This is a genomic window from Flavobacterium piscisymbiosum, from assembly GCF_020905295.1.
GTDB classification, from domain to species: domain Bacteria; phylum Bacteroidota; class Bacteroidia; order Flavobacteriales; family Flavobacteriaceae; genus Flavobacterium; species Flavobacterium piscisymbiosum.
On sequence record NZ_JAJJMM010000001.1, the window covers coordinates 2,592,242 to 2,612,704 of the forward strand.

The window sequence follows — 20,463 nt, forward strand, 5'->3', positions numbered from 1 at the left end:
TTCAATTATGACAAAGAAAGAAAAGAGACAGGCTTTTATAATGGAGATTAAAAATATTATAGATCCTTTAATGTTAAAACTGGAAGTGATCGATTCAAAAATCAGTAAAGGGAAAACCTTGAGACCTGCTTATTACAGAAATGAGGATTTAAAAAAGATATTTGGACTGTCTAATAATACTATTATAAAATACCGGCAGACGGGAGTGCTTCCATATACTAAATTGGGAGATATATTTTTGTACGACAGTGTAAAGATTGAGGAAACTCTTCGTGAGAATAGTATCTGAATGAATCATTTTTTTAATAACAATATATAGAGTAACTGGCTTTCTTTTTGGGAGTCTTGGTTCTTTAAGAAATAAAAATATGGAGATAAACAGAATTCAATATGCTTCAGATCTGCATCTGGAGTTTATTAAAAACAAAGAATTTATGAGAGAAAATCCCTTAATTCCAAACGGAGATATCTTAATTCTGGCTGGGGATATTGTACCTTTTACGCTCATGGATAAACATCAGGATTTTTTTGATTTCTTATCCGATAATTTCCAAATGACATATTGGATTCCTGAAAATCATGAATATTACTATTTTGATGCTCTTCTTAAAACAAGAACTTTTTATGAAAAGATTAGAAATAATGTGATCCTTCTAAATAATTATGTTGTAGAATATGATAATCTAAAACTGGTTTTCTCCACTCTCGGGTCCCATATTAGGCCGGTTTCCCGATCGAATATTGAAAGCGGACTTAATGATTTTCATATTATTAAATATGATGGGGAAAGGTTTTCAGCCGATGAGTATAACAAACTTTATTTTGAGAGTGTAGATTTCATTACTAAAGCTTTAGAAGGCGGAGATTCTAAGAAAATTGTTGTCACGACTCATCACGTTCCATCTTTTAAAGAATATCCAAAAATGTATGAAAATAGTCCCTTGAATGAAGCCTTTGCTGTTGAGCTTTCAGAACTTATTGAACGGTCAAAATTATCATACTGGATTTATGGACACAGTCATTATAATACTAAGAATTTTGTAATTGGAAGTACACATTTGGTAACTAATCAGCTGGGATATATTCAACGAGATGAACATCACTGGTTTAAAGCAGATAAAGTTTTAATAGTTTAAAAGATAGTAAAGTTGTTTTTGCGTAATATAGTTTGTGACTTTATTCTATACTCTTTATTTTAATATTTTGAATGCATCTTATGAAAAACCAGCTATGCTAAAAGTTTAAATTTCGAAATTAAAATTATTAGTCATTAAATGAGTAAGTTATGAGAAAAGCAGTGGTATATGTACATGACATAAGAGCAAAAATTCTTTCTGAAGGAGCAAATGGGAGATATGGGTTTTACATATGATAATACTTATAGGCGGGAGTCTGTTTTGCTTACTATGCTTTTCGGGCATAGAAGATATTCTTTTTCTTGTTTTCCGCCTTTCTTTGAAGGTCTTCTTCCAGAATGGATTATACTTGAGGGCCTTTTAAGGATAAATGAAATTGATTATTTTCCCAGCTTATTACTGCTGATGGAGATTTGGTAGGAGCAGTAACTGTTAAAGTTGTTGATAATGAATAGGTGCCTAATAAAACTTATTAGCGGTGCGTTGAGAGTCTGCACTGTGAAACAGGTTTGAGAATGCTTTCTCCTTACTTAAAAAACTTTATAGCCTTAAATTTGCTGCAGCAGAACTCAGACAGGAAGCTGCCAGCAGAACAATTAAATCAGCAATTCAGGGAGTGCATCCAAAACTTAGTACGATATTGTCTTTGAGAAATCGGCAGTTTGAGATTGTATACTAGTACGGTAATTTTATAATTAAACCTCAGAGCGACATCTTTCCTAAATTATTTAAAAATGAAGATCTCACTATGAGAATGGCTGCTTTTTTTGAATTATAGTGCCGATTCGTGGACTAGTTTATTCAAAGGACAATTCAAAATCGTATTTAATTAAGAGATTTGACCTTGATAGTAATAATAAATGATCAAACATTATTTAGAGTTTAAATAATTGATGATGCCCTAGTTCTTATTACGAATAAATCTTTTAATTATGTTAATTACCTCCTTTAATATAAAGAAATAATTATTATATTTTAGCAAATCAAAACCTGTCCATAAGATAATAACCTAAATGATAGAATCCATAATAGACCCTAACCGACCTTATAGCCGTTTAGCGATCGATTTAATTTTTACTAAAACCAAAGCAGCAATGCAAAAGGAAGCCTTAATCAGAGGTGGAGATGGATTAGCACTTTACACTGACATTTATACAGGTAAGATATTACGAGGTGGGGATCGTTACGATTATGAACATGTTCGTTCTTCCGAAGAACTGTTTTCAAAGTTTAAATCTCTATTAACCGATGAGCAAATTGGACTAGTTGTGAATTGCCCAGAAAATGTTGGCGTAACATTAAGATGCATAAATCAATCTAAAGGAAAAAGAAAAATGGAAGATTGGTTAAATAATCCTGCGAACATTCATAACAATAATATCGATTTAAAGTTGACATTAGCTAACTTGAAAAAGGCGGATGATGGAATTAATAGGGTTGTTAAAACTTTAAGAAAATAAGTAAAATGAAAAAAGAAAAAGATTATAAATCTATAATTACATTAATAGCTGCTTATATAATTACTGCTGATAAGGAAATAGATAATAAGGAACTTGATATTATTTACGCTTATAATAAAAACTATAGTGATATTGAAAATGAGATAAATAATATTTTTTCTGATGATGATAATAAAATTCTTTTGATTGATCTAGTGAAAGAATTATCTTATTTTCCTAATACTATTATTTACGAGGCTTACAACTTGTTTCTAGATATTATATATTCTGATGGATTTTGTCATATAAAAGAGCAAGAAAAATTAAAAGAGATAAAAAAAATACTGCCTTTTGATGATTCAAGTTTAGCTATTTTAGAATTATCTTTTCTTGAAAAATCAAAAAAGTCTCTTTATAAAGAAGAAAAAAAGGAAGACGATATGTTTTATAAAAAGTCAAGCAACGATTCTGATAAATCAGATGAAAAAAAGAGAGACATTTTATTGAATGGTCCCCAATTTGTTCAAAAAATAAAGCAAATTTCAAAGACAGCAAAGTTTGATTTAAAATTTGTTGAAGAGGTAATTTCAGAATCTTCTAATCGAATAGTTAAATTAATAAACAATTTAGAAAATAATAAACTTAAAAATCATAATAGGAAAGATGAAGAGTTTGATGGATTTGTTAGTGAACTCCAAAGAACTATAAAAGAGACTTTTACTAATCATTTGCAGGAGAATATTCAAGTCCTGAATAAAAAGAAACGATCGGTAGATTATTTTACAATTTCGTTTTTAGGAAGGACTAAAGCAGGTAAAAGTACTTTACATTCTATAATTACTAAAGATGGTGACGACACTATTGGTGTTGGGAAAGTCAGGACTACTAGATATAATAGAGTATATAATTGGGAAAATTTAAGAATTGTAGATACCCCGGGAATTGGTGCTCCTGGAGGAATGTCTGATGTTGAAATTGCTGAAAGTATAGTTGATGAGTCTGATTTAATTTGTTATTTGGTGACTAATGATGCTATTCAAGAAACGGAATTTCAATTTCTTTCGGAAATTAAAAAGAAAAACAAACCTGTGGTAATTCTTTTAAATGTAAAAGAAAATCTTGAGATTGAAAGTCGAAAGAATTTGTTTTTAAAAAATCCTACTAGATGGAGGGAACGAAGAGATAATAAAAGTATTCAAGGGCATATAGAAAGGATTAATGATTATATGATTAAATATTATAATAGTAATCATTATAGAGTTATTCCTGTTATGCTGTTAGCGTCAAAATTATCTGAAATTGAAACAGATGATTCGATAAAAAAGATATTATATGATGGTTCAAATGTTGAAGAATTCTTGATTAGTTTAAAAACTACTGTATTTGAAAATGGACATTTACGAAAATCTCAAAATATAATTGATGGTACTAATTTTAAATTGAATTCTTTTCACGAAGATATCAATAATCAGTATTTAGGTTTGTCTGAAATAATTTCAAGATTAAAGAAAGAAAAAAAATCTTTTCGTGATTTCTTAAAAAAAAATAAAGATGTATATAAACAAAATTTAAAAGGGAAAGTTGAAACCCATATTTCAAAAATTAAAAAATTTGCTAGAGATTTTGCAATAAATAACTATGAATTAAGCGAAACTAAATTGACTAAACTTTGGGAGAAAGAATTGTTAAGCAGGGGCTATAAGCAACAATTAGAAAAAATGATAAGTGAAGACTTTGATATTATTCAAACAGAAATACAGTCAAGATTAAATGAGTTTTTGGAAAGTTTTCAATTGTATTTTAATAATCTAAATTTAAACATTAAAAAAGATTCTACTTTTAATACAAGGAGTTTCTTAAAAATTGGAGGAGGCTTAATAGGTGTTGTGGGAGCAATTTTTCTTTCGGTTGCTACGCTTTCAAATCCAATAGGTTGGACTTTGGCAATAGGAGGTATTTTGGTTGGATTGTCTAATTATTTATTTAAATCCAAAGCAAATAAAATTAAAGATGCTCAAGAGAAGATAGAGAAAAGTTTAATGAAAGGCATAGAAGATTTTGAAATACATTTGAAAAAACAAATTTTTCAAAGTCTCGACCAGATGTTGTTTGATTATGACAAATCAGTCGATGATAATATGGGGAAATTAATTATTGAAGCTGAAGCATTTCAAAAATTATTAAAAACAGAATTAGATTTTAGTAAGAGCAAAGTAGATGTACTAAATAAAGCTATGATGATAAGAGTTTTGCAGCATATAAAACATCTTGATTTTGATTTTGATGTAAATAAATTTGTTTCGAAAGACAAAACAATAATTGATATTCAAAGAGATTTTAAGAAGAATCAAATTACATTAAAAACTAGTCATCAGCTAGAGCGTAAAGATGTAATAAAAATATCTGAATTGCTTCAGTGCGATTTCAAAGTATATAGAACTAAAATTAAATAAATTAAAATGGATAATAGTGCAGACTTAAAATTTAATAATTTATCATTGAAACTTAATGGGATTATTCAAAAAACATTTTTATTGTTGAACGAATTTGAAAAGATAGGTGCTCTAGAATTGTTAACATCTAAATTAAATATAACTAAAGAAAGTTCAGAATTAAAAGTTGCATTTGTCGGACAGTATAATGCTGGAAAATCGACAATAATATCAGCATTGACAGGTAGACGAGATATAAAAATAGATTCAAATGTAGCAACAGATGTTAGCTGTGATTATAAATGGAACAATATTAAAATCACTGATACTCCCGGTATTTTAGCAGGAAAAGTTGAGAAACATGATGAGTTTACCAAAGAAACTCTCAATCAAACAGATTTGATTGTTTACGTTTTAACAAGTCAATTATTTGACGATGTTATTTTTGAAAACTTTATCGATTTGGCATATAATCAAAACTTTAACGAAAAAATGCTTATCGCTATAAATAAAATGTCAATGGAAAAAGGAGACTTTGAAATACTTAAAAAGAATTATCATGAATCGGTACTTGCTGTATTTAAAGAACGTGGATATGATTTTGACTTTGAAATAGTATTTATTGATGCTGCCGATTATATGGAAGGAATTGATGAAAAAGAGGAAGAACTTATACAATTGAGTAATTTTTCTAATTTTATTGAAACTCTAAATTCATTTATTGAGGATAAAGGAATAGTTCAAAAGGCATTCGATACACCAATCCGAATAATTAGGGGAGAGTTAAGTCAAATTGCTTTCGACGAAGTAGATCCCAATTTTAGTTTGATATTGAATAAATATCAAAATAGGCTTTTGAAGCATAAGACCGAAATTATTAGGGAGTCAGAATATTTACTTGAAAATTTAAAAACTAAAATTATCGAAGAAGGTTATTTAGTGTCTTCTTCAATTGATCAAATAAGTCAGGAAGATTTTAATGTGAAGCAAAGTAAGTTTAATCTATTATTGGAAACAGAATCTACTTCAACAATGAGTCAAATTGAAAATTTGATCAAGGAAAAAAATAGATTGTTGCGTGAAGAATTTGAAGAAATAAGCCTAGATGATGATGTTTCTTTTTACGTAGAAAATCTGAAGAAAGATTCTGAGCGTAAAAAGATAAATCCAGTTTTTAATAGTTCTTCTTTAGAAAGTAAAATAGGCCTGTTAAATACTTTAAAACAGAATTCTGATAAATTGATTAGTTTTTCAGGGGCTGATAAAGCTGCTGGTATTTTTGCGAAATCAAGTGAAATTAGCGGGTCTGCAGGTCATACACTAGTTAAAAATATTGGTTCTACAATTGGATTTAAATTCAAACCTTGGCAGGCTGTTAGAATAACTAAAAATATTGGAAACGTAGCTAAATTTGCAGGGCCTGCATTAGCTGTTTTTTCTGCGGGTATTGAAATATACGGGGCTGTAAAAGAAGAAAAAGAACTTAAAGGGATAGCCGTTTCTAAAAGCCAAATGAATGAAAGTTTTTATGAAATTGCTAAAGAAGTAGTTTTACAGATAAAAGAAAAGTTTAATGAATATGTTAAAGAAAACATAGATAATAAGATAAGTGAATTCCAAGAAATGAAATTAGAATTTGTAAGAACTAATGAGAATAATTCAAAATTTCAAGAAGCAATAATTAAATTAGATAGCGAATTTATAGATTTTATTGAACTGATAAATAATTAGAATATTAAATAGGCTTCAACTTACTTTTAGTTGAAGCCTATTGGCTTTAAAGATACCCCTCGAGACCCTTCCTCAATTCCTCTTTAATCTCCTCTGCCAACCATTTCGGTTCGACTACCTTTACTAAACTGCCATATTTCAAAATTTGTTGTCGGAACTCAAAATTGGGATGGATGCGTAATTCTATGTCAAAAGAACTCTCATTTTTAATATTGACTTCTTTTTGAGACCAGTGTAATGGAAGTGATAGTAAATATGGTTTTTGGGAAGGATGAAACGACAAATGTATTTTTTCTAATTTATGGTCGACATAGTTAAGACCAATAACGTTTTTAAATTTATCTTTGGCTTCTTCTGTTTTTGATTTGAATTTTCTCTTACCAATTCTTATATCATTTAATCTATCAATTCCAAAAGTTCGATAGCCTTTTTCCGTTTCACCGATGACGTACCAGCGGTTTTGAAATTGTTTTAAAAAGTAAGCTTTTAAGTTGTATTTTTCTTCTTTTAAGTGATAAAAACTATAATGATTGAAGCTGACTGGTAATGTCTGGTGAATAGCTTCTAGTAGAACTTTAAAATTAGGAACTAAATTTGCATTTGATTCATTTTCGAATTCAATATAGGACAAAGAATTGTAGTTTTCGTTATAATCAGCAGTGATTAATTTAGCTGTAGATAGAATTTCTAGATGACTTAAAAAAGAATCAACATATTCCGGCTTGTCATTTTCTAAGGAATATAGACTGTTATTGTTTGTTATTACAATACCGAACTTTTCTTTTAAATTTTTTATATCACGTTGTAAAGTTCTAATTGTAATTTTTTTTGAGTCCTTCGGGCAAATGATACTTATAAGCACCTTACCATCTAAAGATTCAAATTTTCTTAAGGTTTCAACTAAAACTTTAGTACGATACACTTGTGGTGTATTGAGATGCGTACTTTTTTCGTTTGCTTTCATTTTTCAAAAGTAAAAAAGGGTAATGACAATGAGTGTTGTTTGTATTTTTATTTTGAGGAAATATCAGACGACACTCATTGTCGTTCGTTGAGTATAAATTTGTTTTATAATTTAAAAACAATAAATATGAAGAATTTATTTAAAAAGAAAAACAGCGATTTAGACTTTAAGATTCTAGGTTCTATTTTGAGTGCAAGTGTGGCAACTGGAGCTGCTATTGCTAATTATTCAGGGAAAAATCCTAAAACAGCGGGAATTATAAGTGCTGGGTTATCGCTATTGGTTACTGGTTTAATTACCGCAATGGATGATGATAATTCAAAAAATAACAAATAATAACTAATTAGAGATGATACAATATATTATTACCCGTATTTTATGTTTCATAATGTGGGTGCTTTTTGCAATCGTTGCATTACCAGTTGGGGTTGCACTGTTGTTGACAAAGTGGTTTCCGGTTTTTACTCAAGATGGGGGTTTTTGGTGGTGGTCCGTTTTTGCCATTTTTACTATTGTGGCATACATAGTGTTATGGAAGCCGCTACTTTGGATAATAGGAATTTTTCAGCTTTTGGGAGGTGCTGGACAATAGAAAGAGATTATTTTACTTTATTGTATTGTTGGCGCAGAATATAATTCTGCGCTAAATAATATATGAGCTTATTTTTTCCAATTTAATTATCCATTTAAGTTTTCAATTTTTGAAATATAATATTGTTTGAAAAATTCTATTAATGAATTATAAGGGATTTTCTCTTCCTCGTCTATTCTTGCAACTTGAAGCTGCATTGTGTTTCTCAATTCTTCGTAGATTTTTTCCATCCTATAAAAAAGGTTTTTTCTTTCTTCTTTTACAGCATTGATATGATCTAATCTCTTTAGTCCTGAAAATCGATTGATGTATTTTTGCAATTCATCATATTCTACTTTTAGATCTTTTAGACATTGCAGTATAGTATTAGCAATAGTAGTTGTTTGATATAACTGTTTGAGAGTATTCAATTCGATTGAATACAATTTATTTTCTAGATGGTTGTGTTTGATTTTTTCCTTGTAATATTCGATGTAGTTTAAAACCTGTAATTCTAAAAGCTGTTGTTGAGATAATAACTGTTTTGCTTCAATGAATTTTAAATTAAAAATGAGTTTTCGTTGTTGTTTTTTTATTTCGGTTATTGACTTATCAACTTTTTTAATGCATATCAATAGCTCATCATAATTTCGTATCATAATAAAGATTTGTTTAATTCTCATAAAACAAAAATAAAACGATACACTGTTAAAGTGTGTCGCTACTATTAATTGTAAGAATCTTTAGTTTCTCTTATGCCAACTTCTTCCATTGGTGTTTGAATAGTAAAGTCCCTTTGAAGTACTTGCTAGTATTTCTTTAACATTATCTGTTAAATCTTGAAAATTTCCGTATGAAGACCCAGAATATCTTACATGCCATGATCTGCCGGAGGTTGTTGAGTATTCAATTTTATTGCTGTTAGTTGGATTGATTCTAATTAATTCTTCTCCCTTGGTAATCATTTGTGACATAATATTTCGCTTTAAGTTTTGCCTACTCTAATTTGGTTTTCGGCTTTCCCATAAGACAAAGAAATTATCGGAGTATGTCAAAATATGACGTGAATAAGAATAGATCATAAAAAAAGAGGCTATATTGCCTCTGGTGATTTTTCGATATTAATAATTTCTTCTATAATTAATATTACTTCTCTATATGTGTCACCATTTTGACCTTTGGCAACATCTTCCCAGATTTCAGGATTATTAGTCCAATCTTTATTTGAAGGTTCTTTCCAAATATTAGCATGGTTGCTTTGGAACTCTGGATTAAATTTTGTTTTAATTAATCTTTCTTCAATTTCAGAAATGTTATCATTAAAATTTAGCGCAACATATAATCCTGAATAATTAGTACCGTTTTCTGTATCAAATATAACAGCAATTTTATAGGGCTTTAAATTCCACTCCTTGGGAGTTAGATATAATCCAAAATAGGTATTACTTTTTAGGTTACTTGAATCGACAGAAAATCCTCTTTTCTCTGAGAATTGAATTATGTCTTCAAAAAATGCATAGTACAATTTAGATTTTAAAGGTTCTATACTGTTTGATATTTCAAAACTTTGTAAAACATTATTTTTTAAAATTTCCAGAATTTCCATTGTTTTAATGTTATTTGTTGTTTGGTTGGTTAATTTTTTGATTAGATTTAAATATTGTACTAATGTTTCTCTTATTATTGGTAAAGAATGTGTTTTTTCAAGACATTTTTCAATCCAATTTTTTATGTCTTTTTTAAACGAAATTGGATAGTATAAACAGTGATGAATATTATTTGCACCTTTATTTTCTAATCTAAAATTATCATATTCGTTTTTTTTATCATATTTGAAATTTGATCCAATTATTTCAATATCATTTTGAATATATGGGGTTTCTTGTTCTTGTAAATCTTTTCCGTCTAAGGTTAAATAAAATAAAAATGAATTTTTAAAAGATTTTGTTTCAGCATAATTTTTATATCTTATTAATTGATAGGGCTGATCGATTGCGTATATTTTATTCTCAATGATCAGTATTTGGTTATTATCTTCAACAATAAGGTCAATTCTTCCACCAGTAACATTATCCCAATTGTTTCCGATACTTATAGTTCTTTCACAAATTTTGTCATTTATTAATTTGCCAAAATATTCTAATTCTATTTTATCTTTTTCAGAATTAAAACTTTCTTTAATATGGTCTACAAATAAATCAAGGAAGATAGCTCCTTGTCCGTGTGAACCGTTAGGGTTGAGTAATTCACCTATAATTGCAGAATGGGTATACACTTCGTCGTGTTCCATATTCATCACTGAAAAAATATTGAAATTTTCTCCAGTGATTTTTGTTATTTCATCATGTTTTCTTGAAATAATAGAGACTTGCTGTAAGAGGTTATTAATTATCTCCATAAATTTTTAGTTCTTTTTTAAATTTTGGTAAGTTACTTAACTACTATAAACTAGAGAGTTTGTATTGTTTGAAGTATTATGGAATTTGTTGTTAATGCTTTGATTTTTATTGCTTTATAGTGTTATTTTTAGGAATGAAAAACTAGAATTTTAATTATTTACTCCGTTTATTTCTTTACATACATTGATTAAAGAACCCTCTTTTGATTGTATGAATTCAATCATTTGTGCTGCTATTTTATTGATTAATTCGTCTTGTTTTATTGGATTTTGGCCTAGAAAACTTATGAATTGAGAATCGCTAAAATTTATTTGATTATTTTTATAATCTTCTAGATTGTCGAAAAAATCTACATCTCTCCACCATCTGGTACATTTAAAATTATGATTTTGGAAAATGTTTTTATGTTTATCATTTAAGTCTAAAATCCCAAAAAATAATTCATTGCGAACGTTTCCTTTTCCACTGAAAGGCTCTATTCCAAAATATATTCCTGTATTTTCATAATCCTTTAATTCCAACCATATCCCAGAATTTGTATCTCCAACTTTGTTACGTGTAAATACATTATATTTTGAACCCAATTTTGAAATTAAAACCTCCGTTATGCGGTTTCTTATGTTTCCAGAAATTTTATATTTTATTTTGTCAAACTCTTTAACGATTTGTTCAGCTGCTGAAAAATTTCTTAAAATTATATTTTGTATCTCTTCACTCATTTTTTTATTTATTGTTTGGCCGGTTAATTTTTTAATTAAATAAATATATTGTTTCATTACTTCTCGTAACATTGGTTTATCTGATGCTTCTTTTAGGCAAAGTTCTAACCAATTAATAATATCTTCTTTATAGGAAATATTAAAATAGTGTTGTTTTTTAATAAGTCCTTTTCCAGAAGTTGGGGAGCTTCCGTCTAATGTTAAATATAAAATGGGGGTTTCTTTTAGAAAATATTCTTTGCAGTAATTATAGTACCTGATCAGTTGATTTTCTTGTTCTCCTGCATATATTTTGTTTTCAATAATAAGTGCATTCCATTTATTTTTGTCTTCGACAATTATATCTATACGCCCACCTTCTGTTTTGTCCTCATTTAATTTTTTAATATTTTTTTCAACTATCGTAATAGCATTTTCAGTATTAAATTTAAATCTATCGAGTCCAATTTTATTTTCGGATTCATCTTCTTGATTCAGAATGAATTTTTCTTCTAGTATTTTAATAAAAAGCTGTAAAGGAATATCTTTTAAGCCATGTGAACCTTTTATGTTTAATAGTTCCCCAATAAATGCCGAATGGGTTCGTACTTCATTACTGGTTAAATTCAATACAGAAAAAACATTAAATTTTTCTCCGGTAATATCAGCAATATCATCGTATTTATTTTGAATCACATGTACATTTTCAAGTAGATTTTTTATTGTGGATAGGTTTATTTTTTCTTCAATTGTATTTTCTGTCATATTAGTTGGTATAATGTTATTTTCTGTGGAAAAGTTAGCTAAGTTTGATTTAAATAGAACTTATAAAATTTATTATATGTAGAGATTTGTCATTTCAGCGATTCTTTTTTTGATTTCATTTTGAAGTCGAGCAGGAGAGATAATTTTGACATCTGCTCCATATTTCATTAGTTCCATTATAATATCATTAGTGGTATGAATATAGATCTCTAAGAGTAAGACATCTTCTTTTTCTTCGATAATTTGTTGGGATTCGTGAAGGGGGAATGTTTTAATATAGTTTCCCTGCTGATTTGAAAACTGTAAGATTATCTTTTCTGCCGGTGAATACGTTTCTACACCAAAGGCATGTTGGAATTCCTTTTCTACATTATATGGGATCGGTTTGAATTTGGTATCTGTAACAGTAAGCTTTGTTATTCGGTCTAGTCCAAAAGTTTTTACAATATCGTCTTTTTTGTCCAGAGCTACCAAATACCAGCGCTGATGTGATTCTTTTATTGCAATAGGTTTTGCTTCACGTACTGAATAATTACTTTCCCAGTGTTTTTTATGGGTAAATTTTAGGAGCAGTAGATTTTGAATGGCGTGTATTATACCGTAAATATGTTCGGTTCCGGATGACTTTCGTTTTTCTAAAAACACACTAGGAGACAATTTATTTCCCTCTTGTAAAGCATGATGAATAGAGAAGGCATCTATCATTCTGGTAACTGACTGATCTTCTATTTCTTCTTCGTCAATAGTGTAATTTTTATCTTTTCGGTTATAATTTATTACAATGCCAAATAGCGTTGCAATATCTTTTTTATCACGTTCAAAGGTACGAATCGCATATTCGAATGCAGTGTCAATATCCTCATTTTCAAGTTTACGCATTACTTGCATTTGTAACTCAGAGAAGCTGCAAGGACGACTTCTTAGAAGATCTATAATGTAAAGATACCTTTTGAAATATATTAATTTAGACATAATGACTTTATTTGTTTTTCAAAGATAATTTATTTGTCTGCCAATTTATGACGGAGTGTTTCATTGTGCCTTAAATTTTAATTCGTCGAAAATAGCATGGTGAATAATTCTTTTGAAATTTTTACCAAACATGATCTTGAGTACTATAAAAAATGGTAAATGGCGCTTACAAGGCGCCATCATCTGTAAAAGAATAATAGGATTCTGAGGTAATGATCAGATGATCCAATAATTTTATATCGAGGAGTTCTCCTGCCTGTTTGATCTTTTTAGTGATATACTTATCAGCTTCGGAGGGTTGTGTACTTCCTGAGGGATGGTTGTGGACAAGTATAAAGTTGATGGCATTGGCTTTGAGGGCTGCTGAGAATACCATGCGAATATCTACAATGGTTCCCGTAATACCGCCTGAAGACATTTTGTAGAGTCCAAGGACTTTGAAAGAATTATTGAGAAACAGAATTTTAAATTGCTCGAAATATTCAATTTTGCCTTCATCCCAAGTGGATCTAAGTAAATTATAGGCTTCTTTTGAGGATTTGATCTGAGGTCTTTCAGATGCTTTTACTCTTGTTTTGTAAACTAGTTCTATTTCTGTGACCATTTGCCAGTTTTGAGTGGTAGTTTCCATGATTTTATATTTTAAATTAATAATGGAACTACACCCGGAAATCTTCGAGCGAGCGCAAAAAGCAACGCAATAAAGTACAGTTTTAGCTGTACATTTATGGGGGAATTTTTTGCAGCGAACCGCTGAAGATTTCCAAACTTTGTGATACTATTAATAACATATAAATAACAGCTTTAGTAAAGCTGCAACATGTTTGAATGTTTTGAGCGTACCAAACTTTGGGTTGACTATTATGGCCTGTCCCAAGACTTTTTAATTAAACAAAAATGTGTCGAATTTATTTTGATTACAGCATCGAAATTCAAAAGATTGCTAAAATAGTATCGCCAAAGACCTATCACAAATGCATGCGTGAGCTCGATCAGTACGGATATCTTGTATATGTCCCAACCAAGAATAAAAACAAACGTAGTAGCGTGTATTTTCATTTGGACGAAAATTAAAAAAAATGTTATGGAAGAAATTGTAACAAAACACGATTTAAGACAGTTTGGACTGTTATTATTGGATAATATTCGAATTATCTTTCAAGAGAATTAATCAAGTCCAAAGAGAATCCTCACAGCCTGAATGGCTCAAAAGCAAGGCAGTCAGAAAAATGCTCGATATATCTCCCGGCTCGGTACAAAATCTCAGGGTGAGAGGAAAAGTGAGATTTAAAAAAGTATTGGGAGTTTATTATTATAATAGAGAGGACCTTCAAAAACTTTTCGATGATGACTAACAAGAAGAATAATAGAGAAGTGCGGATCATGAACTATTTAACTCTATATATTAATGATCCGGATCTTAATGTATGGCATCTTGCAATTTTAACTGCGGTTTTAAATTTAGGTTATAAGCAGGGGCAGAGACGTACAATAAATGTGAGCAGAAGCAGGATAATGGCTTTGTCGCACATAAATACCCTGCCGACCTATCATAAATATTTTAAGCAGCTGCAGGATTTCGGATACATTAAGTACACACCGTCATATCATCCAGGATACAAAAGTGAAATTGAATTATACCCTAAGAGGGTATCTTATATTTTGAAATAACGCCTTTTGCGTTTTATAAAGAAGATAATACGTGTATGGTTAGTTAGAAGTCATCAACAAAGTTTAAGTACTTCGAATATTTTAGAATTATCAAAAAAAAAAGGTTTTGAGATTAACTCAAAACCTTTTTTATATATTGTAATTGATGGTTTATTTTATTAAAACCTGATGACTTTCAATCTTGCCATCAATGTTTATTCGGATTACATAGACTCCCAGCGGTAAATTAGAAACATTGAGTTGCGCAGTATGGTTTTTAATTGCTACAGCAGATTTCAGATCACCAGTGATATTATATAATTCAGCACTGATTATACTGCTTGATACTGGTCTGTAATTTTCATCAGCCAGATTTATATTGATAATATTACTGCTTGGGTTAGGATAGATTTTGTAACTGATTTGATTACTTGCTGCTGTTCTACCTTGAAACGGCTCGAATGGTTCGAATGGTTCAAGGGGGCCCGGATCTAAGAAACCTAAGCAGGTAATTGCAACAGCTCCAGGAATTGAACGGATTACGCCACATCGCGACGTGCAGGTCAAAGTATACTCTAATACAGGACATTCTATATCGTTTGCCATGTACGTTGGAACCCAAAACGTATAAAGAGAACTCGTTTTTCTTTCTGCACTAATATTTACTGGCACTCCATTCACTTTAAAGTCAGAAAAGGTATATTCGCTATCTACATTATTTGGAAGAACCATCATATTAAAAACGTATTCAGTACCATTATAATAATTGTTGTACATATCGGTCGGGTAATGGAAGACAGTTTTATTTGCTGCAAAATATTGGTTATCACCAATTTGAAGGTTTCTTGTCATTGTAGAGCCATTTGATAGGAAAGTGGCAGTTAATTCTGCAGATCCTGCCTGTCCAGTATTTTCTTTCACTGTTACGGAATAGCCTGAAATTGAAAGTATGGTGAGATTTGGAGTAACAGACCATTCTATAGCCGGTACAGAAGCGCAGGTTCCCGGAATAGTGTAAGTAACTATATCATTCTCACAAATTTTGAAAGGTCCATCTATTGAGGCATTAAATGCAATATTACCAACTGTTATCTGCTTGTTTATTGTCCTGTAGCCGCACTCTGTACTTCCTATTGTTAGACTTAATGTAATCTGGCCTGTTGATTTTGGAGAAAGTAAAAGCAGGGAAACTGTTGAAGTTCCATTTCCAGAAAGAGCGACAAGATTGGATCCCTGAGTAATGCTCCAATTATAACTTTCAGCAATATTTGGAACGGAATAAGTGCCGATATTACATAAGCTGTTATCTCCCTGTATTTGTGCATCTGAGCATATAAAGGAACAGTTTGTTCTAATAGGAGTGAGGGCAGGATTACTTAATGCAGCAAGTTCAGATGAAAGCCAGTTTCCGTTTCTAGCATTAAAACTGATATGTCCTGAATTGCTGGTAGCAGGATTGTTTTTATTAAAATCAGTCACAAAGTTTTGAAATGCAGTATTTTTCGGAGCAGCAGGAGGAGTTTCTCCGACATATGACTTTCTATAATCACTATCATTGAGTACAATCAAACCTTTTCCAATATCAAGTGCGCTTACCGTAGGTATAAAGCTAAAAGAATTTGAAACTATTCCATCAAGAACTAAGTCATCGGTAGAAGTTTGTTGTCTTCCTCCTCCGTATATATCATAGGGAAGAATATTGCTAGGCTGCCCAACGTTTTTTTCAGAAACTGTAATAGATACCGGAATAAACCATAAAACTTTTTTCTTATATTTTATACTACCGTGATATATGTTTTTATTGTCATTTAATACAGTCATGTATTTAGACTGAAAATTAATTTCCCATTTTGAATTACCTGGTAATAAACCAACACTTACAATATCAGGTCGAGATAAAAAAGTTCCATAAACTCCATCTAATATACCTATGTAATTTGATAATGCAGTATTGCTTCCCGCAGTCTTAATATAACTCATAATATTACCATTATCAGGTTGAAGTACCCCGCATTCACTTCCGTTTGCGATGGCAATATTTCTAATTGGTTTGCCTGGGTAACCTTGAGGATATCCCATTTCAGTTAGTTCCTGCTGCCAGAGATCATGTATTCCATTTTTTATCTCATATTTTCTGTTCATCCAATTAACCATCATTTGTCTTGCAGCAGGAGCATCTGACGCTGAAAAAACAGTCAAAGGAGTTACATAATCAATTTCATTAAGATCGGTATTGTTACCATTATTACTGTTTATAAGATCGATAATTCCATTTGCAAGATTTGAAATAACAGGAATATCAGACTCACCTGTAATCATAGCAATTGGCGAACTCACATATATGTTTCGAATATGTCTCATGGCATACTGCACACTTAAGGGCGTATTAGCGCCCAGATGCGGTGCATCGTGTGAAATGTACATTTGAGTATCATGATTAAAGTTTCTGTTCAGCTCTATATCGCGGAGTGCATACCTTGCAATTAATCCGCCCATACTCTGGCCGATAATTACATTTGGAGTCGTGCTCCCAGCTGCCGCCTTTCTAGTATTGACATATTTAATCACCTCTTCAAGGACATATGCATTTCTCTGAATAAAATCAACTCCATTTTTCCAATTGACATAAATTATGTCATATGAGCTGAGAGCTAATGGTAAGTTTGAACCGGAAAAAGTGTATTTGTTAATAAACTGTTGTCTGGTATTTAATCCTTCCTCTTGTTCAGGGCTTACTATGACGCCTAAATCAAAACCTTCTGCAACAATTAGAGGTTTTCGTATTTGATGATCGGCACTGGCATAGTTAATATGCAGTACCGCTTTACCTAATTGATTTTTGTAGGGAGTAGTTGCTGTTATGGCGATTTTATCATCAGCAGCAGTATAATAAGTTTGAGTTGAAGCCGTTTTTAAATAAGGGCCATGAATTGGTCCTTCACAATTAATGCATTCTCCAACAATTGGATTGCCTATCTTTACTTTAGAGTGCCCATTTAGGATCTGTCCATTGGTAAGTGTTAATTTGTATCTCCAAGTATAGTAGCCTTCCACTGAATAATTTACATTGATTAGTTGGTCATAATTAACATTTTGATACCCTTGATTGTCAGAAAAATCAATTTGAATATTTTGAATTCCAGCGCTATTATTGGATAAAAAAAGATTTGAAGGCAGCTTCACTTTTAGGTGTAACTCATTTTGATTGTTTACAGCCGGCGATACAGCAAATACTTGCTTTTGGATATAAGGATTTTGCCATACACCGCCAGTAAATTTATCAGAAAACTGATTATTCACATAATTCAGTTTTGACGGATAAGCGTTTTCATCAAATTTACTGTAGTTAAAAAAGAGCCCGCTTAATATCATTACACCTGGCTCACGTTGCGAGTACCATCTCGTTGAATATTCCTGAAGAGATATGAATCCGGATGAACTTTGGGTGACCCTGGACATTAATAGCGTCTTGTAAATATCTGTTATCGTTTGTGAGGTGGTTAATGTTGAATCTCGTAATACGCCGTCAAAAGCCAATAGATTGGTGAAATCCATACCATAATCAAGTAAGACCCCGTTAGGAATCCGTGATTTGTCTAAGTTTTGAAACACCTGATTCGCGGCATTTTTGAATTCAGTATTCTGTGTCTGCTGAGCTGAAAGAATATTAAAAAGCAGAATGAATGCATAAAAAGTAATTTTTTTTATCATTTAATTTTTTTTAATGTTAATAATTCCAATCAAACCGTCCTTCTCTTATCTGTACTTTCTCACCTTTATCACTTACAGCGTCAAACCAAAAAGTCCCTGCAATAATTGATTTTGATTCATCTAAATGTGTTATTTTCAATTCACCGGTCACTGTTTCATTAGTGTAAAACAACTGACTCTCTGCCGAACTGTAAACTCCTAATGCCCCAGTTAGTTCAGGTGCTATGGTAAATGTTTTATTTAATTTATAAACTTCTCCTTCCTTTACTTCAACTTTTCTAAGCATCAGTACAACCATTTCATTTTTTCCATTGCGAAGATCTGCGAAATTCATAACGAAATATTGTTCTCCCCCTTCAATCTGATAAAAACAATTTACAGAAGGATTAATACCGCTTTGATGTGGTAGGAATACTTTTCCATCAATTAAACATCCGACAGTGTTTGTTCCGCTATTTGTTATTGGAGGTAGTTTCTCTTTTTCGTTTATAAGGTTACCGTCCTTGTCACAGGAACTAAACAGAAATAAAATTAATAATAATGATAATATTTTTCTCATAGTTAAAGTTTTTGTAAAGATGTAATATTTTTTTAAATATAAGATAAAGTCTACATTAATTTTGCTAATTATTTGTTTGTTAATACAGTTGCATTTTTAAATTCTCTGTGCTTATTATTTAAATATCCAAATCAAGTAAATATTTAAACCTGCTTGAAAATACTCTTGAACTGATATAAAATCCTTTCGATTAGTCTTAGATCTTCGGTTACAATTTCGGAAGTTCCTTTCATTTCCTGCTGAAACAAAATTTGTTTTTTATACGACGTTAGCAATCCGTTTGGCAAAGCAACATCTAATAACAAATTTCCATCTTTATCCGGAACCAATGAAATATTCTGGATTTTTCCTTTTAGCACACCAAATTCTCTGTCCGGAAAATTCGCTAATCGAATATTTACCGTTTGCCCTACTTTTATCTTTCCGGAATTTAAAGCCGGTGCTTTAACCTTCCCGACAAAACCATTTTTTGTGTCCGGAATAATCGAAAACACATTATCACCAACATTTATGGTTTGGTTTTCTGTCCAAACCTGCAAAAATGTAACTACTCCGCTTACTGAAGATTTTAAGGCGTAAGCCAATTCCCAATCTTTTATTACCTTTTTAAGCTGATAAAAAGATTGCGCCATGTTTCTGCCAAGAGTAACTTCTTCCTTAGTGCCGCTTATCTGCGAATTCTGACTTAATTTTGAATTATCAATCAAAGAGGACTTCAATTGAGAAATAGACGTTAAAAGCCCTTTATAATTCTTCTGTGCCTGAAGATAACCTAACTTTTTAGCCTCCATTTCCTGAGCTGAAATAATGCCTTTATTGAATAAAGTTTCAAAACGTGCTATTTCGTTTTTCTGAAGCTGCAATTCACTTTCGTTAATGACCTTTTGCTGTTGCAAAATCTCTAATCTTTCTTTGATCTGAACTTTCTCTGAAACCTGCGCTCTGTTTTCGACCTGAAAAGGCTGTAAATCTTTATTTAATTCTTCGGCCTGATAATCTTTCTGAAAAACAGCAAAAGCACTTTCGATTTCTCCTAATTGTGCATTTTTTAGCAAAGCAAAAGGAAAAGCTTTTTGTGGGTTGTTGACATTATATTCATCAACGATTTTTTTCAATAAAAAAACATCATTGTAATTGGCTGTGTTTTCGATAATTGCGAGTGTGCTGTTTCTTGAAACTATCGATTTGTTTTTTACCAAAATAGCCTCGATACGCCCGGAAGATTTCGAAACTATCTTCTCTGGCGGAATATTGGTTGTAATGACAATTTCGGTATTTACAACATCCGGGTATTTGATAAACCAGGATACAAAAAACAACATAAAAATAATTACAAATATCAAAACGGTTCCCCAACGTATCATCCAGTGGGGTACTCTGGTAAGGATGTCCTGAACTTCCTCACTTCTTAATTCGAATGTAGTATCTTCTGCCAT

At 30.9% G+C, this 20,463-nt stretch carries 18 protein-coding genes; 8 read left to right on the plus strand and 10 right to left on the minus strand.

Annotated elements, in window-relative coordinates; all coding sequences use genetic code 11:
• Positions 1–7: 7 nt before the first annotated feature.
• From LNP81_RS11275 to LNP81_RS11295, 6 genes are all read left to right on the plus strand, one after another.
• A complete protein-coding gene (locus LNP81_RS11275) occupies positions 8–289 on the plus strand; it encodes a helix-turn-helix domain-containing protein (protein WP_230035852.1) in 282 nt (93 codons plus the stop codon).
• Between the two features lie 79 nt (positions 290–368).
• The gene (locus LNP81_RS11280) at positions 369–1,136 is read left to right on the plus strand and encodes a metallophosphoesterase (protein WP_230035854.1); all 768 of its coding nucleotides are present in this window, start codon (positions 369–371) and stop codon (positions 1,134–1,136) included.
• 210 nt (positions 1,137–1,346) lie between these two features.
• A complete protein-coding gene (locus LNP81_RS27515) occupies positions 1,347–1,556 on the plus strand; it encodes a HipA N-terminal domain-containing protein (RefSeq protein ID WP_428979517.1) in 210 nt (69 codons plus the stop codon).
• Positions 1,557–2,149: 593 nt separating this feature from the next.
• Complete coding sequence (locus tag LNP81_RS11285; protein ID WP_230035856.1) at positions 2,150–2,596, plus strand: hypothetical protein; 447 nt, start codon at positions 2,150–2,152, stop codon at positions 2,594–2,596.
• Between the two features lie 5 nt (positions 2,597–2,601).
• Positions 2,602–5,028, plus strand: a complete 2,427-nt coding sequence (locus LNP81_RS11290) for a GTPase (RefSeq protein ID WP_230035858.1) — start codon at positions 2,602–2,604, stop codon at positions 5,026–5,028.
• A 6-nt stretch (positions 5,029–5,034) separates the two neighbouring features.
• The gene (locus LNP81_RS11295) at positions 5,035–6,738 is read left to right on the plus strand and encodes a GTPase (protein ID WP_230035860.1); all 1,704 of its coding nucleotides are present in this window, start codon (positions 5,035–5,037) and stop codon (positions 6,736–6,738) included.
• A 46-nt stretch (positions 6,739–6,784) separates the two neighbouring features.
• On the opposite strand, the gene LNP81_RS11300 is transcribed toward LNP81_RS11295, so the two are convergent.
• A complete protein-coding gene (locus LNP81_RS11300; RefSeq protein ID WP_230035862.1) occupies positions 6,785–7,702 on the minus strand; it encodes a WYL domain-containing protein in 918 nt (305 codons plus the stop codon).
• 126 nt (positions 7,703–7,828) lie between these two features.
• Here LNP81_RS11300 and LNP81_RS11305 point away from each other — a divergent pair, with 126 nt between their 5' ends.
• Positions 7,829–8,038 (plus strand): hypothetical protein, encoded by a 210-nt coding sequence (locus LNP81_RS11305; RefSeq protein WP_230035864.1) that lies wholly within the window; start codon positions 7,829–7,831, stop codon positions 8,036–8,038.
• A 342-nt stretch (positions 8,039–8,380) separates the two neighbouring features.
• Here LNP81_RS11305 and LNP81_RS11310 read toward each other — a convergent pair whose 3' ends face one another.
• The 6 genes from LNP81_RS11310 to LNP81_RS11335 all read right to left on the minus strand — a co-directional run bounded on the left by LNP81_RS11310 (position 8,381) and on the right by LNP81_RS11335 (position 13,738).
• The gene (locus tag LNP81_RS11310; protein WP_230035865.1) at positions 8,381–8,932 is read right to left on the minus strand and encodes a hypothetical protein; all 552 of its coding nucleotides are present in this window, start codon (positions 8,930–8,932) and stop codon (positions 8,381–8,383) included.
• Positions 8,933–9,016: 84 nt separating this feature from the next.
• On the minus strand, positions 9,017–9,247 hold the full coding sequence (locus tag LNP81_RS11315) for a hypothetical protein (RefSeq protein WP_230035867.1): 231 nt from the start codon (positions 9,245–9,247) through the stop codon (positions 9,017–9,019).
• 119 nt (positions 9,248–9,366) lie between these two features.
• On the minus strand, positions 9,367–10,671 hold the full coding sequence (locus tag LNP81_RS11320; RefSeq protein ID WP_230035869.1) for a PDDEXK-like family protein: 1,305 nt from the start codon (positions 10,669–10,671) through the stop codon (positions 9,367–9,369).
• Between the two features lie 150 nt (positions 10,672–10,821).
• Entirely contained in the window at positions 10,822–12,135 is a 1,314-nt protein-coding gene (locus tag LNP81_RS11325) for a PDDEXK-like family protein (protein ID WP_230035871.1), read from the minus strand.
• A 72-nt stretch (positions 12,136–12,207) separates the two neighbouring features.
• Positions 12,208–13,014 carry a helix-turn-helix transcriptional regulator gene (locus LNP81_RS11330; protein WP_230035873.1) on the minus strand — a complete coding sequence of 269 codons (807 nt, stop codon included), beginning with the start codon at positions 13,012–13,014 and terminating at the stop codon, positions 12,208–12,210.
• A gap of 259 nt (positions 13,015–13,273) precedes the next feature.
• Positions 13,274–13,738, minus strand: coding sequence for a JAB domain-containing protein (locus LNP81_RS11335; RefSeq protein WP_230035875.1), 465 nt, complete (start codon positions 13,736–13,738; stop codon positions 13,274–13,276).
• A 598-nt stretch (positions 13,739–14,336) separates the two neighbouring features.
• On the opposite strand from LNP81_RS11335, the gene LNP81_RS27460 reads away from it, so the two are divergent.
• Positions 14,337–14,462 carry a hypothetical protein gene (locus tag LNP81_RS27460; protein ID WP_346432738.1) on the plus strand — a complete coding sequence of 42 codons (126 nt, stop codon included), beginning with the start codon at positions 14,337–14,339 and terminating at the stop codon, positions 14,460–14,462.
• Between the two features lie 466 nt (positions 14,463–14,928).
• Here LNP81_RS27460 and LNP81_RS11340 read toward each other — a convergent pair whose 3' ends face one another.
• The 3 genes from LNP81_RS11340 to LNP81_RS11350 form a co-directional block, all read right to left on the minus strand.
• Positions 14,929–18,216 carry a T9SS type A sorting domain-containing protein gene (locus LNP81_RS11340; protein WP_230035877.1) on the minus strand — a complete coding sequence of 1,096 codons (3,288 nt, stop codon included), beginning with the start codon at positions 18,214–18,216 and terminating at the stop codon, positions 14,929–14,931.
• 268 nt (positions 18,217–18,484) lie between these two features.
• On the minus strand, positions 18,485–19,027 hold the full coding sequence (locus LNP81_RS11345) for a Riean_0653 family protein (protein WP_230035879.1): 543 nt from the start codon (positions 19,025–19,027) through the stop codon (positions 18,485–18,487).
• A gap of 143 nt (positions 19,028–19,170) precedes the next feature.
• Positions 19,171–20,463, minus strand: a complete 1,293-nt coding sequence (locus LNP81_RS11350) for an HlyD family secretion protein (protein WP_230035881.1) — start codon at positions 20,461–20,463, stop codon at positions 19,171–19,173.